Consider the following 15,360-nt stretch of genomic DNA (forward strand, 5'->3'; position numbering starts at 1 on the left):
AATTCAAACCCGGACGGCCTGCGCCTCCTGCGCGCCGACGCCGAAGACGCGCTTGTAGTGCTCGATGAGCTCCGCCGGGCCGGTGGCCTTGGCGGGGTTGTCCGACAGTTTCACGGTCGGCTCGCCGTTCGCGGACACCGCCTTGCAGACGAGGCTGAAGGGCGCCAGCCCGTCGCCGGGGACCAGCCCGCGGAAGTCGTTGGTCAGCAGCGTGCCCCAGCCGAAGCTGACCTTCACCCGGCCGCGGAAGCGCTCGTAGAGCGAGGTGATCTCGGGCACGTCGAGCCCGTCGGAGAAGATCACCAGCTTCTGCGAGGGGTCCTCGCCGCGCTGGCGCCACCACTCGATGGCGTATTCCGCCGTCGCCACCGGGTCGCCGGAATCGACCCTGAGCCCGGTCCAGCCGGCCAGCCAGTCCGGCGCGTGGTCCAGGAAGCCGCGGGTGCCGTAGGTATCGGGCAGCATGATCCGCAGGTTGCCGTCATGCTCTTCGTGCCAGTCGGCCAGCACCTTGTAGGGGGCCTGCCGCAGCTCTGCGTCGGTCTCGGCCAGCGCGGCGTAGACCATCGGCAGCTCGTGGGCGTTGGTGCCGATGGCCTCGATGTCGCGGCGCATGGCGATCAGGCAGTTCGAGGTGCCGGTGAAGGCGCCGCCCTGGTCGGCGATGCCCAGGCCCTCGATCATCGCCTGCACGCACCAGTCCTGCCACAGGAAGCTGTGCCGCCGCCGCGTACCGAAATCGGCGATCCGCAGGCCGGGGCCGAGCGTGCGCAGCGCCTCGATCTTTTCCCACAGCCGGGCCATGGCGCGGGCGTAGAGCACCTGAAGCTCGAACCGGCCCATGTCCTTGAGGACCGCGCGCGAGCGCAGCTCCATGATGATGGCGAGGGCCGGGATCTCCCACAGCATGACCTCGGGCCAGCGGCCGTGGAAGGTCAGCTCGTACTGGCCGTCGCGGCGGGTCAGCTCGTACTCGGGCAGTTGCAGGGCCTCGAGGAACTCCATGAAATCAGGGCGGAACATCTGCCGCTTGCCGTAGAAGGTGTTGCCGCGCATCCAGGTGGATTCGCCGCGGGTCAGCCGCAGGCTGCGCACGTGGTCGAGCTGTTCGCGCAGCTCGCCCTCGTCGATCAGATCGGCGAGGCGGATGGATTTGGTGCGGTTGATCAGGCTGAACTCGACGTCCACGTCGGGGCGGTTGCGGAACACCGACTGGCACATCAGGAGCTTGTAGAAGTCGGTGTCGATCAGCGACCGGACGATGGGGTCGATCTTCCACTTGTGGTTATAGACGCGGGTGGCGATGTCGACGGTCGGGATCATCATGCGAGGGTCACCCCCGCGTCGCGCATCGCCGCCTGCGCCGCGGCGCGCGATCCGTCGAGGTCGATGGCGCGGGTCGCGGCCTCGATCACCGTCGCCGCGAAGCCGAGCCGGGCGGCGTCCATCGCCGACCACGCCACGCAGAAGTCATGGGCGAGGCCGACGAAGGTCAGCGCGTCAATCCCGCGGTCGCGCAGATAGCCGGCGAGCCCGGTGGGGGTCGCGTGGTCGTTCTCGAAGAACGCCGAGTAGCTGTCGATGCCGGGGCGGAAGCCCTTGCGGATCACCAGGTCGGCCACGTCGGTCGCCAGCCCCGGGTGGAACCCGGCGCCGGGCGTGCCGATCACGCAATGCGCGGGCCACAGCACCTGCGGGCCATAGGGCATCTGCACCTGCGAGAACGGCGCCGCGCCCGGGTGGTTGGCGGCGAAGCTCGTGTGGTCGTGCGGGTGCCAGTCCTGGGTCAGCACCACGGCGTCGAAATCGGGCATCAGGTCGTTGATCGGGCCGACGATCTCGTCCCCCCGCGCGACCGCCAGCGCCCCGCCGGGGCAGAAGTCGAGCTGCATATCCACGACGATCAGGGCGTTGGCCATCGGCGCCTCGCGTTCACGGTCCTGCGACCAGCAGATACGGAGCGCGGCGGGCGAGGTCAACGCGACCCCCTGTCCACAGCCGCGTGCCGCGGGTCGCTGGGCGCCCGCGAGGCCCCGCAACGCACGGCGGCGTGACCTCGGGGCGCATCCGCGCTAAGCCTGTCCCATTCATCCACGGAGGAGATTTCATGCAGCCACCGCAGGAGCAGCCGCCCCGAGAGATGCCGCGTCATCAGGGCCAGTATCACGAATCCGGCCAGGTGCCGACCAATCCGGGCCTCGTCTGGGGCTTTCGCGCCGCCGGCCTGATCGCCGCGGCGCTGGTCTATGTCCTGCTCGGCGGGTCCGAGGGCCTGACCCCCGACGCCCGCTGGGTCGCCTCCATCGGGACGCTGATGGCGGTCTGGTGGATGACCGAGGCGATCCCGCTGTCGGCCACCGCGCTGCTGCCCATCGTGCTGATCCCCATCGCCACCGACCGCACCGTGGGGCAGGCGGCGGCGCCCTATGCCAGTTCCATCGTGTTCCTGTTCCTCGGCGGCTTCCTGATCGCCATCGCGATGGAGAAATGGAACCTGCACCGGCGCATCGCGCTGGCGACGCTGGCGCGCGTGGGCGTGCAGCCGCGGCGCATCGTGCTGGGGCTGATGCTGGCGACCGGCTTCCTGTCGATGTGGGTGTCGAACACCGCCACCACGCTGATGATGCTGCCCATCGGCCTGTCGGTGCTGACGCTGGTGGTCGAGCGCAGCTCGCGCCGCCAGGGCGCCGCCGACATCGAGGAGGCGCTGGCCAGCGGCGCCACCATCACCGAGGCGGTGAAGAACCCCGACATCCGCGCCTTCGGCGTCTGCCTCGTCCTCGCCATCGCGTGGTCGGCCAGCATGGGCGGGCTCGGCACGCTGCTGGGCAGCCCGCCCAACGCCATCGTGGCGGGCTATGCGCGCGACGAGCTGGGGATCGAGATCGGGTTCCTGCAGTGGATGATGATCGGCCTGCCGCTGGCGCTGACCTTCATCCTGATCGGCTGGGTGCTGATGACGCGGGTGCTCTATCCCTTCAACCTCGCCGAGATCCCCGGCGGGCGGCAGATGATCGACGAGCAGATCGCCGGCCTCGGGCCGGTCGGCCAGGGCGAGCGGATGGTGATGATCGTCTTCGGGTCGGCGGCCTTCCTGTGGGTTGTGCCGGGGCTGTTGAAGAGCCTCGTGGGGCTGGACCTCGGGCCGCTGGGCTCACTCGACGACACCGCCATCGCCATTGCCGCGGGGATCGCGCTGTTCCTGCTGCCCGGCGAGGGCCGCGGGCGCATGGTGCTTGAGTGGAAGGACGCCGAGGACGGGCTGCCGTGGGGCGTGCTGCTGCTGTTCGGGGGCGGGCTGTCGCTCGCCTCGGCGGTGGCGGCCTCGGGGCTCGACCAGTGGTTCGGGGCGCAGGTCTCGGGGCTCGGGACGCTGCCGGTGCTGCTGCTGATCGCGGCGGTGGTGACGCTGATCCTGTTCCTGACCGAGGTGACGTCGAACACCGCGACGGCCGCGACCTTCATCCCGGTTCTCGGGGGTGTGGCGATGGGGATCGGGGCGGACCCGATGTCGCTCTTGATCCCGGCGGCGTTCGCCGCGACCTGCGCCTTCATGCTGCCGGTGGGGACGCCGCCGAACGCCATCGTGTTCGGGACGGGCTACGTCACCATCGGGCAGATGGCGCGGGGCGGGTTCGTGCTGAACCTGCTGGGGATCGCGCTGATCACCGGGTTCATCTACCTGCTCGGCGGGCTGGCGCTGGGGATCACCTTCGGTCCCGAGGCGGTGCCGGCGGTGCCGGTGACGGCGCCGGTCAGCGGCTGAGGGACTTGACGCCAGCCGGCGCGGCGGCGAGGGGGAGCCTCATGCTCACCGTCGCCGCGCTCTATCACTTCGCCCCCCTGCCCGATCCCGCCGCGCTTCGGGCGCCGCTGCTAGCGCTGTGCGAGGCCCATGGGGTGCGGGGCACGATCATCCTCGCCCCCGAGGGGGTGAACGGGACCATCGCCGGTCCCCGCGCGGGGGTGGACGCGGTGCTCGCGCATCTGCGCGGCTGGCCGGGCTGCGCGGGGCTGGCGTGGAAGGAAAGCGCCGCCGCGGCGATGCCCTTCGGGCGGATGAAGGTGCGGGTCAAGCGCGAGATCGTCACCATGGGCGAGCCGCAGGTGGACCCCACCGCCCATGTCGGCCGCCACGTCCCGCCCGCCGACTGGAACGCGCTGATCGCCGACCCCGAGGTGGTAGTGATCGACACCCGCAACGCCTATGAAATCGCCATCGGCAGCTTCCGCGGCGCCATCGACCCCGGCACCCGCTCGTTCCGCGAGTTTCCCGCCTGGTGGCGGGCCAACGCCGACCGCTTTGCCGGCAAGCGCGTGGCGATGTTCTGCACCGGCGGCATCCGCTGCGAGAAATCCACCAGCTTCCTGATCGGCGAGGGCGTCCCCGAGGTCTTCCACCTGCAGGGCGGGGTGCTGAAATACCTCGAAGAGGTGGCCGAGGGCGACAGCCTCTGGGACGGCGCCTGCTTCGTCTTCGACCAGCGGGTCAGCCTGACGCATGGCCTCGCCCCCGGCGGGCATATCCTCTGCCACGCCTGCCGCCGGCCGCTCGACCCCGCCGACCGCGACCGGCCGGAGTATGAGGAGGGGGTCTGCTGCCACCTCTGCGCCGGCGAATACAGCGACGCCGACCGCGCCCGCTTCCGCGAGCGGCAGCGGCAGGTGGCGCGGGGCGAGCTTTTCGCGGATCAGCCGGCGGCGAGGTAGAGCCCCAGCGCCGCCACCCCCCAGGCGACCAGAAGGCCGGTAAACACCCGCCGGGCGCCCGGGTAGTCGTCAAGGTCGAGGTAGCGCCCGAGGATCACCCGCGCCTTCACCAGCGCGAGGATCAGGATCGCCACGCCGAGCCCCAGCCGCAGCGACGGCGCGGGCGCCAGCGCCACCGCGGTGGAGAGCGCGGTCAGGGCGATCAGCGCCACCCAGGCGCGGGCGAGGGGACCGAAATGCATCATCTGAGCAGGTAGATCACGGGAAACAGCAGCACCCAGACGAGATCGACCATGTGCCAGAACTGCGCCCCGGCCTCGACCGCCTCGGCGCCGGCGCGGATCGCCACCAGCCCGAGGATCACCATCCCCGCGACCACGTGGGCGGCGTGAAACAGGGTGAGCAGCCAGTAGAAGGTGAAGAAGACGTGGGTCTCGAGCCCGAGCCCCTGCCGGGCGGCGTCAGCATATTCCACGCCCTTCAGCAGCAGGAACACCGCGCCGAGCAGCGCGGCCCCGCCCAGCCAGCGCCGCACCGCCGCCCGGTCGCCGCGCCGCGCCGCCCCCACCGCGCAGGCGGCGCCGTAGCCCGAGGTGACCAGCACCACCGTGTTCAGCCCCGCCGAGAGCCGGTGCAACTGCCCCTGCGCGGCGGCGAAGCCCTCGACGTCGCCCAGCCGCAGCACGAGGAAGATCAGCAGCGCCGCCCCGAACACCGCGAGCTCGCTGGCGATCAGCACCCACATCACCAGCTCGCCCGGCAGCCGGGGGCGGGCGGGGTCGCCCATGCCCTCGCTCTGGCCCGCGTCCGTCATGCCCCGACCAGTTGGCGATAGATCTGCGGCAGCGCCTCGGGCAGGCGGTCGGGGTGCGGGACGAGCGCGTGGCCGCCCTGCCCGAAGATGCGCGGGAACCACGACTTGCCGTCGCGGTCCACGGTGATGCCGAAGACCGCGTGCCCGGCGCGGCGGGCCTCGCGCACGGCCATGGCGCTGTCCTCGATCCCGTGCCGGCCCTCGTAGTGGTCAAGGTCGTTGGGCTTGCCGTCGGTGATGACCAAGAGCAGCCGCCGGCGCCGCCCCTGCGCCGCAAGCCCGGCCGCGGCGTGGCGGATGCCGGCGCCGAGGCGGGTGTAGAAGCGCGGGGTCAGCGCGGCGATGCGCGCCTCGACCGCAGCGCTCATCGGCTCGTCGAAGCGCTTGGCGGTGGTCACATAGACACGGTCGCGCTTGAGCGAGCAGAAGGCCTGCACCGCCACCTGATCGCCGCAGGCGTCGAGCCCCCAGGCGAGCGCGGCCAGCGCCTCGCGCTCGATGTCGATCACCGCGCGGCCCGTCACCGCGCTTTCGGTCGAGCGCGAGATGTCGAGCAGGATCGACACCGCGAGGTCGCGGTTCACCGGCCGCGACTGGCGCCAGATCCGGTCCGAGCCCTCGCCCGAGACGGCGATGCCGACGCGCGAGCGCACCGTGGCGTCAAGGTCCAGCTCGTCCCCGTCGCGGTGGCCGGTGGTGACGACGCGACCCGGGCGCATCGCCTCGAACTGGCGGCGGACGGCGCGGATGCGGCGGCGGGCGGCCTCGTCGAAGGGGGCGGCGCCGGGGGCGGGGTCGGGCTCGCTGTCCAGCACGCGGGCGTGGGCGGGCAGGTAGCGGCCCGACCGCGCGTCCCATTCGGGATACGTGAAGACGCCCGACAGCGCCTCGCGGTCCACGTCCTCGGGGGCGAGGTCGAGATGCAGTTTCAGCCGCGTGGCCGGGGCCTTGCTGATCTGGCCGAGCCCCAGCTCGTCCTGATCGTCCAGCGCCTTGCGGGCGCTGTCGTCGTCGTCATCCTCGACCCGGCGGTTGAGGTTGAGGAACTCGGCCCAGGCGAGGATCGCCTCGAACTTGTGCAGGATCAGGCTGTCCTTGCGCTCGGCGGCGTCGGCCTGACGGCGGCGGGCGCGGACGGTCTTGTCGGCGGCCTCGCCGGGGTCTTCGGCCGCACCGTCGGCCTCGCGGGTCTCGACCCGGTCCGCCGCCGAGGCGGCGCCCGCCTCGACCGTGACCCAGAGGGGCACGGGGCGCATCGGCTGGTAGCCGCGGGGGGCGGTCAGGCCCGCAAAATCGCCCGCGTCGAGCGCGGCCATCAGCGCGGCCGCGCGGGGGGCAAGCGGCGCGGGGTCGCCGAGCAGGCGGCGGATCACCGCCTCGACGGCGGCCTCGTCCGGGGGCAGCGCGGTCTGCGGGCGGGCGGCGCGGATCAGCGCCCGCAGCTCGTCATAGAGCGGCATCAGCCCCGGCGCAGCCTCGGCCACCCGCGCCACGGTCGCCCGCGCGGCGGCGAGCGCGGCGAGGTCGCGGCGCAGCGGGTCGTCATGGGTCGCGGGCGCCCCCGCATGGGCCGCGAACGCCGCCATCCAGAGGTAGAGCGCGCCGTTCGCCTCAACCGTCGGCAGCAGCGCGAGGCTCGACGGCAGGCGCAGGATGCCGGCCTGAAGGCTCGCCTGCGGCAGCGCCTCGGCCTCGGTCCCCAGCCGCCGCCGCCAGCTGAGCCGGTGCCGGCTGACCCGGTCGGCGCTGGGGCGGAACTCGACCGAGTGATCCCCGCCGAGGCCCCGGAACAGCACCGCGAGGCGCCCCGCCACCTCGGTCAGGGCGACCCGCGCGGCCTCGTGCGCGGGCACCGCGTCGAAGCCCGAGGCCCAGCCGTGCCACAGCTTGCCGACGGTCTCCTCCGGCTCCCACGGCTCGATCTCGCGCCAGTTCAGGGGTGCAGTCATTGTGTCCTGCCCAAATATCCCGGGCTTCTGAACGCCCGGAAAACAGTCCGGTGGACTGTTTTCAGTGAAGAAGGCCGCGGCAGCGGCCGGGGCAGAGCCCCGGTCCGGCGGTTCAGCCGAAGACCGCGACGACCAGATCGGCCAGCCCGCGTTTCACGTCGGCGTCGTCGGTCAGCGGCTCGATCATCGCCGCCGACACGGCGCGGTTGAGGTCCATGCCCCCCGCGATCAGCGTCGCGGCATAGACGACGAGGCGGGTCGAGACCCCCTCTTCCAGGTCCTGCCCCTTGAGCGCCCTGAGCTTGCCCGCCAGCCGCACCAGCCCGGCCGCGCGGCGCGCGTCGAGCCCGCTTTCCGCGACCACGATCTCGGTTTCGAGCGCGGGGGCGGGAAAGTCGAACTCCATCGCCACGAAACGCTGCCGGGTCGAGGGTTTCAGCGTCTTGAGGATGTTCTGGTAACCGGGGTTGTAGGACGCGACGAGCATGAAGCCGGGGGCGGCCTCAAGCTCCTCTCCCGTACGGTCGATGGGCAGGATGCGGCGATCATCGGTCAGCGGGTGCAGGACCACGGTCACGTCCTTGCGGGCCTCGACCACCTCGTCGAGGTAGCAGATCGCGCCCTCGCGCACGGCGCGGGTCAGGGGGCCGTCCACCCACACCGTCTCGCCGCCTTTCAGCAGGTAGCGCCCGATCAGGTCGGCCGCCGACAGGTCGTCGTGGCAGGCCACGGTATAGAGCGGGCGGCCCAGCCGGGCGGCCATGTGCGACACGAAGCGGGTCTTGCCGCAGCCGGTCGGGCCTTTCAGCAGCACCGGCAGGTCGTGGGCGGCGGCGGCCTCGAACACGGCCACCTCGTCCTTCTGGGGCAGGTAGAAGGGGGCTTGCGCCCCCTCCGTCGTGCGGTGGTCCAGCGGGGTGTGGGCGTTCATCTTCATCACTCCGCGGGGGTCCGGTGGGCGATCTCGTCACGCTGCCGCTGCACCGGGCCGGGGGTCACCACCTCGCGGCGCACGGCCAGCACCGACCAGATGAACAGCAGCGCCCCGACCACGACCGCCAGACCCGAGCCGAAGCGCATCCAGTAGAACAGCGCCAGCTGGTCCTGCACGTCCATGTAGAACTCTCCGTTCACGCGCTGCAGGTGGGTCTGCAGGGTGCCGGCGAAGGTCAGGGTGAAGGTCATGAACAGCATCCCCCCCGACATCAGCCAGAACGAGGCCATGTTCAGCACCTGGTTGTAGGGGTCGCGGTTGCGCATGATCGGCATGGCGTAGGTCACGATCGCCAGCACCAGGCAGACATAGGCCCCGTAGAAGGCGAGGTGCCCGTGCGCCGCGGTGATCTGGGTGCCGTGGGTGTAGTAGTTCACCCCGTGCAGCGTGTGCAGGAACCCCCAGACGCCCGCGCCGAAGAACGCCAGCACCGAGCAGCCGAGCGACCACAGGAGCGCCGCCTTGTTCGGGTGGTCGCGGCGGCCCTTCCAGACCATCACGAAGGCGAAGGACATCATGGCGAAGAACGGCACGATCTCGAAGCTCGAGAAGATCGACCCGACCCACTGCCAGTAGGCCGGCAGCCCGATCCAGTAGTAGTGGTGCCCGGTCCCGAGGATCCCCGAGAAGAGCGCGGTGGCGACGATGACGTAGAGCCACTTTTCCACCACCTCGCGGTCGACGCCGGTCAGCTTGAGCATCAGGAAGGCGAGGATCGAAGCCATGATCAGCTCCCACACGCCCTCGACCCACAGGTGGATCACGTACCACCAGTACTGCTTGTCCAGCACCAGGTTCGAGGGGTTGTAGAAGGCGAACAGGAACAGCAGCGCCAGCCCCCAGAGGCCCAGCAGCAGCACGTTCGAGATCGCGGTCTTGCGGCCCTTCAGCACCGTCATGGTGACGTTGTAGAGGAAGATCAGCGCGGCCACGACGATGCCCGCCTTGACCCATTTCGGCTGCTCGAGGAACTCGCGCCCCTCCTTGCCCAGCAGCCAGTTGCCGTGGAAGAGGTCGAAGACATAGGTCACGACGACGCCCGCGGTGCCCAGCACGAGGATCGCCAGTTGCAGCCAGGCGAGCGTGGGCGAGTGGATGTCGCGCTCGGCCTCTTCGGGGATCAGGTAGTAGGCCGAGCCGAAGAACCCGAGCAGCAGCCAGACGATCAGGCTGTTCGAGTGCAGCATCCGCACGATGTTGAACGGCAGAAGCTCGGACAGGAAGTTCGGGTTGACGTAGATGTAGCCCATCAGAAGGCCCATCGACACCTGAACCGCGAACAGCGCCATGGCCACGACGAAGTAGCCGTAGGCGATGCGTTGGGTGTGGTATTTCATCGCTTTGTCCCCCTCAGCCGGCGTCGTTCGGCGGCCAGTTCTGGGTGTTGATCCTGCCGGTCCACAGCAGGAAGTCGCTCAGCTCGCGGAACTCGGCGTCGGTGAGCGGGAAGTTGGGCATCTGCCGGCGCCCCTCGATGCCGGTGGGCATCGCCTCCATCCAGGTCTTGAGCGCCTCGGCGGCGGCGTCGGGGTCGTCCTGCACGCCCCAGCGCTTCATCACGTTGCCCAGCTCGGGGGCGAAATAGGCCCCCTCGCCCAGCAGCGTGTGGCAGTTGATGCAGGCGTTCTTTTCCCAGATGTGCTTGCCGGCAGCCACGCTTTCGGTCAGCCCTGCCTTGTCCGTCGAGACATTGACGGCATAGAGATGGCTGTGCACCGACATGGCGCCGAAGATCGCGATGAAGAACAGTGACCCGCCGTAAAAGACGTTCCGGGCCATGCTCTTGGTCATGACGTCGCTCATGGCGGCGGTCCCTTCGAGCGGTTTTCGATGAGTTCAGCGATAAACTCCGCGTGTGCGGCCACCTTGAGGAAAGTCAAAGGCTGAGCGTCGCGCTAGGTTTTTTGCCGGCTCGCCCCGCGCGCGCCGAGATGCCGTGGCGCGCGGGTCACAGCGCCGCCCATCCGGCGGCGCCCAGCCTGCGAGGGTAATGCGCGGACAAAGCCCAGCGCGCCGCCGCTAGAGCGCCAGCCGCGCCTCGATCCGGGCGCCCGGAAACGCCGCCAGCGCGCGCGCCTGCGCCTCCTCGTCCATCAGCACCGCGGCGGTCGAGAGCGCATCGGCCAGCGCCGCGCGGTCGGCGCTGACCGAGACCAGCCGCCAGCGCACCGCGCGCCCGTCGGCGGCGAGGATATGCGCCCCGTCCCCCGCCGGCCCGATCCGCGTGCCATAGGGCGCCGAGGTCGCCAGCGCCCGGTCCCGCAGCGCCAGCCGCCGCACCGGCGCGCCGTCAAGCTGCACCTCGGCCGGCCAGCCGGTCGGGCCGAGCGCGCGGGCCTCGCCGGTGTCGATCAGCACGTCGGTCAGGCCGTGGCGGGCGGCGACCTCGGCCAGCCGGTCGGCGGCGAATCCCTGCGCGAGGCCGTTCAGCGTCAGCGCCATGCCGGGGCGGGCGAGGCGGATCTCGATCTCGGCCAGACGCACGTCGTCCCAGCCGGCGAGGGCTGCGGCGGGACCCTCGGGGGTGCCCAGCCGGCGGGCCTGCCAGAGCGGCTGCACCGTCGGATCGAACGCCCCGCCGGTGGCGGCGTGGACCGCACCGGCCAGCCGCAGCATCTCCACCAGATCGGCGGCGGGATGGGCGAGCCGCCCGAGCGCGTTCAGCCGCACGAGGTCCGAACCGCGATAGAGCGAGGCCCGCGCCTCGACGGCGCGCAGCGCGCGGGCGGCCTCGGCGAAGAAGGCGCGGGCGGCGGGCGCGGTCCCGCCGCGCACGGTCAGCGCCACGTCGGCGCCGAGTGCCACGCCCTCCCACCGGTGCAGGGGCGCGGCGGCGGCGGGGCGGCCGAGCGCCGCCAGACCACAGGCTGCGGCGGCGAGGGCGAGGACGCGGCGGCGGGTGGGCCGGGTCATGCCGCGGCCTCACGCGCGGGGCGGGGCCGGGTGAAGACCGGCCACAGCGCGGCGAGATAGAGGGTGTAGGCCAGGATCCAGATCAGCCCGGCGCAGAGCGTCGCGTGCCACCAGAGCGCCGGCCACGTCGCCGCCGCCCAGCGCAGGGCTGCGGCCAGCGGCAGCAGCCCATAGCCCGCCGCCACCGCCGCGGGCGCGACCAGCGGCCGGCCGGAATGGCCGAGGCTCGCCCGGCTCATCACCGCCAGCGTCATCCCGCCCACTGCACCGATGCCCAACAGATGCAGCGCCCCGACCTCGGACCCGACCCCGAGCAGCGCCAGCCCCCAGGCCACCAGCCCCAGGGCCAGCAGCCCATAGCCCGCGTGCAGCGCCCAGACGATCGGATCGCCCAGCGTGGCGGCCGTCCGCCACCCCGCGAGCCGCGCCGCCGCCGCAAGCCCCGCGCCCAGCGCCACCGCGCCGGTCAGCCCCTCGGGCGCCCCGGCCAGTACCAGCACCGCCGTGGCGATGGCCAGCGCGATCCCCGCCACGTCCAGCGGCTTGCGCGACACCGGCACCACCGCCCCCGGATCGACCCTGAGCAGCGCGTTGCGGGTGAAGGACGGCGTGACCCGCCCGCCCAGCACCGCGATCATTGCGCAGATCGCGGCGAGCCCCCCGCGCAGCCCCTGCGCGGCCGTCCCGGCCAGCCCCAGCCACTCGAGATGCACCATCAGGTTCGCCACCCACACCAGCGTCAGCAGGACGAGGAACATCATGTTCTGCGGCTTCGGGCGCTTGACGAGCTGGGTCAGCAGCTTCGCCGCCAGCACCGGCACGAAGCTGAGATCGACCACCGCCACCAGCCCGGCCGGCAGCGCGCCCGAGAACCAGACCGCGACGCGCCCGGCGAGCCACAGCCCGGCGACCAGCGCCACGAACCGCTCGGGCGCGGCCTTCGCGCCGGTCCAGTTCGGCACCGCGGTCAGGAAGAACCCGCCCAGCGCCGCGGTTGCGTAGCCGAAGATCATCTCATGCGCGTGCCAGGCGTTGGGCGGGGGCGAGAAGGGCGCCTCGGCCCAGCCGCCGAGCCAGGCGAGCCACAGCGCCATCGCGGCGACCCCGTAGAGCCCGGCGGCGAGGAAGAACACCCGCCAGCCGTCGCGGAAGATGATCGGGCCGCGGGACGGGCGCGGGGTGGCAGCATCGGTCATGGCGTGACCCTCTGGTTGCGGAAGGCGGGGGGCTGGGCGCCGCCCGCGGCGTGTTTCTGGTCCGAATGCCCCTCGGCCCGGGACACCGGCGCGGCAGCGCCGTCATGGGCGCCCGAGGGCACCTGCGTGGGCCGCACGGGGGGCGGCGCGGGCGGGATCGGCGGGGCCTTGAAGCCGCCGCCGCCGGCGCCCTCCGGCGCGCCGCCGCGGCTGCGGCGCTTGAGGACCGGGCAGGTCGTCTCGTCGTTCATGATCACCTGACAGCGCAGGCACAGCACGCATTCGTTGGCGTTGATCCGGCCCAGCGGGTCGATCGCGCCGACGGTGCATTTCGTCTCGCACAGCCGGCACTCGCGCCCGCATTGCGGGCGGCGCTTGAGCCAGTCGAAGACCTTGAGCTTGGCCGGCAGCGCGAGCCCCGCGCCCAGGGGGCAGACGTAGCGGCAGTAGAAGCGCTCGATGAACAACCCCGCGGTTAGCAGCGCCACGGCGTAGAGGACGAACGGCCACGCCCGCAGGAAGCGCATCGAGATCGCCGTCTTGAACGGCTCGACCTCGGCCATGACCAGCGCCCGCTCCATCGAGTAGAAGGACAGCGCGACGAGGGCCACGAACAGCGTGTACTTGATCACCCACAGCCGCTCGTGCAGCGCCTGCGGGACGGCGATCTGGCGGATGCCGATCCGCTGGGCGGCCTGATTGAGCAGCTCCTGCAAGGCGCCGAAGGGGCACAGCCAGCCGCAGAACACCCCACGGCCCCAGAAGAGCATCCCCAGCGCCACCGCGCCCCACAGGACGAAGATCAAGGGCGCGATCAGGAAATTCTCCCACCGGAAGCCCGAGAGCAGCGCGTGCAGGAAGGCGATCACCTGCACCACCGAAAGCTGCGCCCCGAGCCACCAGCCCAGCACCAAGAGGGTGAGCAGCAGGTAGCCGGTCCTGAGCCTGAGCCAGAGCCGCGGCCGGCGCACGATCCACTCCTGCGCGAAGAGGATCAGCCCGAGCACCCCGAGCATCGCGCCGACGACGGCGACCTGATGGCGCTTCTGCCACCAGAACTGCTGCCAGAGCGGTGGCTCGGGCGCGGGCGCGGGAAGGCGGAACGCGGCGGGCAGCGTGACCTCGGCGCTGACCGGCAGGGTCAGACTCTCGCCGCCCGCGCCCGCGCGGGGGGTCAGGACGGTGACGCGGAACGGCTGCGTCACGTCGATCCCGCCCGCCGCCGGGTCGGCGTTGATGCGGAAGACGCTGCGCTCTTTCAGTTCCGGCGCGCCGGCGATGGGCAGGCCGGCGAGCTGGGTGTAGTCGGCCGCCGCCGGGGTCAGGCGCACGTCGCCCTGCGCGATCTCGATCCGGGCAAAGCGCCCCTCGCGCTGCCAGCCGGTGCCGCGGTGGGATTGCAGCCCCCGCGACAACACGACCAGCAGCGCCTGCCCGGGGCCGAGCGCGCCCGCCGCCTCGGTCAGCGCCGCCTGCCCGATGAGGTTGCGCCCCACGGTGGGGGTGTCGGCCAGGCCGGTCCACATCTCGAACCACGGCGCGTCCGAGGGGGTGATCGGCGGCGCGGCGGTGGGCAGCGCGGCGGCAGCCTCGGCCATCGAGACGCGGACGTGGGCGAGCGCGCCCATCGCCTCGAGCGCGGGCCAGTCGGCGGGGGCATAGGCTACCCGGTCGATGCCGCCCGCACCGAGCCCCTGCGCGCCCGCGAGGATGCGGGCCGAGCGCAGGATGCCGTCGCGGATCACCCCGGTCGAGATCGTCGCGCGCGAGATCACCGGCGGCAGGCCCGCGCCGTCCGCGGGGGGGTGCGCGGTATCGTAGCCCGCGAACCCGTCCACATAGGCGGCGATGTCGGCGTCCGAGATGCCGAGCGTCAGCACCGGCTCGGCGTGGCGCATGAGCTGGGCGCCGGCGACGCGGCCCTCGGGCGTCACCGCCACCAGCACGTCCAGCGGGCGGCTCGAGTAGCCGGTCGAGCCGACCAGCTCCCACGTCGAGCCGATGAGGCCGAGCGCCGCGCCCTGCGCCTCGGCCCGCCAGCCGGGCACCGGCGCGTCGATGCGGGTGAGGGTGGGCAGGGTGCCCTGCGGCAGGCCGAACAGCGCGGCGGCAAGCGTCGGGTCGGGAACGGCGGGGGCGAGGTCGGGGTCGGCGGCCTCTCCGCCGCCGTGCACCCCGGTGTGCGCGCCGGCCTGCGCCGCCACCTGCGCCGCGCCCTGCGCCAGCGCCGGGGCGGCGGCGAGCGGGGCGGCGCCCAGCATCGTTAGCCCCAGTGCCCACAGGGTCAGGACGCCAAGCACCCCCCGGACCCACGCGCGGGGCCGGGCGGCCCGCGGCGTCCGCGGGCTGAGGCGGCAGCGGCGGGCGGCAGGTCTGGGGCAAGCGGGCATGATGTTCCAGCGAAGGCGGCAGGACGGGCCGCGGGGACGGCAGGGCGGCGGTCGGACCGACCGGCAAATCGGCGGGCGATCTGCAATCGACTATGTCGGCGGTCGATGGCAGGCTGGCCTTAACCGAAGTCAAAGACGCGACACACGGGATTGTTAACGTCCCGCAGACTCACCAGCAAACACGGAGATTCTGATGAAGACCCCAGCGCATACCGCCAGGACGTCGCTTCTGGCGTCTGCGGCATTGGCCCTGCTGTTCAGCGCGGGGATCGCGTCGGCCCAGACGGCCGCGCCCGCGCCTGCTGCCCCGGCCACCGCCGAGACGACCGCCGCCGCCCCGGCCGCGAACGACGCCGCAGCACCGGCTGCTGCCGACGCCGCCGCGCCCGCCGCC

At 72.2% G+C, this 15,360-nt stretch carries 14 protein-coding genes; 3 read left to right on the forward strand and 11 right to left on the reverse strand.

What is annotated here, in order from left to right; translation table 11 throughout:
- Positions 1-3 precede the first annotated feature (3 nt).
- Together pncB and pncA are read right to left on the reverse strand one after the other, a co-directional pair.
- A complete protein-coding gene (gene pncB / locus ACFHYO_RS10955; protein ID WP_081973130.1) occupies positions 4-1,326 on the reverse strand; it encodes a nicotinate phosphoribosyltransferase in 1,323 nt (440 codons plus the stop codon).
- Positions 1,323-1,919, reverse strand: a complete 597-nt coding sequence (pncA, locus tag ACFHYO_RS10960) for a bifunctional nicotinamidase/pyrazinamidase (protein ID WP_043133895.1) — start codon at positions 1,917-1,919, stop codon at positions 1,323-1,325. Before pncA ends, pncB begins: the two co-directional genes overlap by 4 nt.
- A 188-nt stretch (positions 1,920-2,107) precedes the next feature.
- On the opposite strand from pncA, the gene ACFHYO_RS10965 reads away from it, so the two are divergent.
- Complete coding sequence (locus ACFHYO_RS10965) at positions 2,108-3,766, forward strand: SLC13 family permease (protein ID WP_394320407.1); 1,659 nt, start codon at positions 2,108-2,110, stop codon at positions 3,764-3,766.
- Between the two features lie 41 nt (positions 3,767-3,807).
- Entirely contained in the window at positions 3,808-4,710 is a 903-nt protein-coding gene (trhO, locus tag ACFHYO_RS10970; RefSeq protein WP_394320409.1) for an oxygen-dependent tRNA uridine(34) hydroxylase TrhO, read from the forward strand.
- Here the strand turns inward: trhO and ACFHYO_RS10975 are convergent.
- The 9 genes from ACFHYO_RS10975 to ACFHYO_RS11015 all read right to left on the reverse strand — a co-directional run bounded on the left by ACFHYO_RS10975 (position 4,692) and on the right by ACFHYO_RS11015 (position 14,837).
- Positions 4,692-4,955 (reverse strand): cytochrome C oxidase subunit IV family protein, encoded by a 264-nt coding sequence (locus tag ACFHYO_RS10975; RefSeq protein ID WP_394320411.1) that lies wholly within the window; start codon positions 4,953-4,955, stop codon positions 4,692-4,694. The genes trhO and ACFHYO_RS10975 overlap by 19 nt on opposite strands.
- A complete protein-coding gene (locus ACFHYO_RS10980; protein WP_394320413.1) occupies positions 4,952-5,524 on the reverse strand; it encodes a cytochrome c oxidase subunit 3 in 573 nt (190 codons plus the stop codon). Before ACFHYO_RS10980 ends, ACFHYO_RS10975 begins: the two co-directional genes overlap by 4 nt.
- On the reverse strand, positions 5,521-7,473 hold the full coding sequence (locus ACFHYO_RS10985; protein WP_394320415.1) for a nitric oxide reductase activation protein NorD: 1,953 nt from the start codon (positions 7,471-7,473) through the stop codon (positions 5,521-5,523). The genes ACFHYO_RS10980 and ACFHYO_RS10985 overlap by 4 nt, the downstream gene beginning before the upstream one ends.
- Positions 7,474-7,585: 112 nt before the next feature.
- Entirely contained in the window at positions 7,586-8,410 is an 825-nt protein-coding gene (locus tag ACFHYO_RS10990; protein ID WP_394320417.1) for a CbbQ/NirQ/NorQ/GpvN family protein, read from the reverse strand.
- Complete coding sequence (locus ACFHYO_RS10995; protein WP_036703620.1) at positions 8,410-9,804, reverse strand: cbb3-type cytochrome c oxidase subunit I; 1,395 nt, start codon at positions 9,802-9,804, stop codon at positions 8,410-8,412. Before ACFHYO_RS10995 ends, ACFHYO_RS10990 begins: the two co-directional genes overlap by 1 nt.
- A gap of 13 nt (positions 9,805-9,817) precedes the next feature.
- Positions 9,818-10,270, reverse strand: a complete 453-nt coding sequence (locus tag ACFHYO_RS11000; protein ID WP_394320419.1) for a c-type cytochrome — start codon at positions 10,268-10,270, stop codon at positions 9,818-9,820.
- Positions 10,271-10,486: 216 nt separating this feature from the next.
- Positions 10,487-11,380: an FAD:protein FMN transferase gene (locus tag ACFHYO_RS11005; protein WP_394320421.1), complete on the reverse strand. Its 894-nt coding sequence runs from the start codon at positions 11,378-11,380 to the stop codon at positions 10,487-10,489.
- Entirely contained in the window at positions 11,377-12,576 is a 1,200-nt protein-coding gene (locus ACFHYO_RS11010; RefSeq protein ID WP_394320423.1) for an NnrS family protein, read from the reverse strand. The genes ACFHYO_RS11005 and ACFHYO_RS11010 overlap by 4 nt, the downstream gene beginning before the upstream one ends.
- Positions 12,573-14,837 carry a 4Fe-4S binding protein gene (locus tag ACFHYO_RS11015; protein ID WP_394320425.1) on the reverse strand — a complete coding sequence of 755 codons (2,265 nt, stop codon included), beginning with the start codon at positions 14,835-14,837 and terminating at the stop codon, positions 12,573-12,575. The genes ACFHYO_RS11010 and ACFHYO_RS11015 overlap by 4 nt, the downstream gene beginning before the upstream one ends.
- Before the next feature lie 322 nt (positions 14,838-15,159).
- Here ACFHYO_RS11015 and ACFHYO_RS11020 point away from each other — a divergent pair.
- Positions 15,160-15,360, forward strand: a 201-nt coding sequence (locus ACFHYO_RS11020) for a hypothetical protein (RefSeq protein WP_394320427.1), incomplete at its 3' end; no start/stop codon positions are given.

Origin of the sequence: Paracoccus panacisoli, from assembly GCF_042435015.1 — a bacterium.
GTDB lineage: Bacteria > Pseudomonadota > Alphaproteobacteria > Rhodobacterales > Rhodobacteraceae > Paracoccus > Paracoccus panacisoli.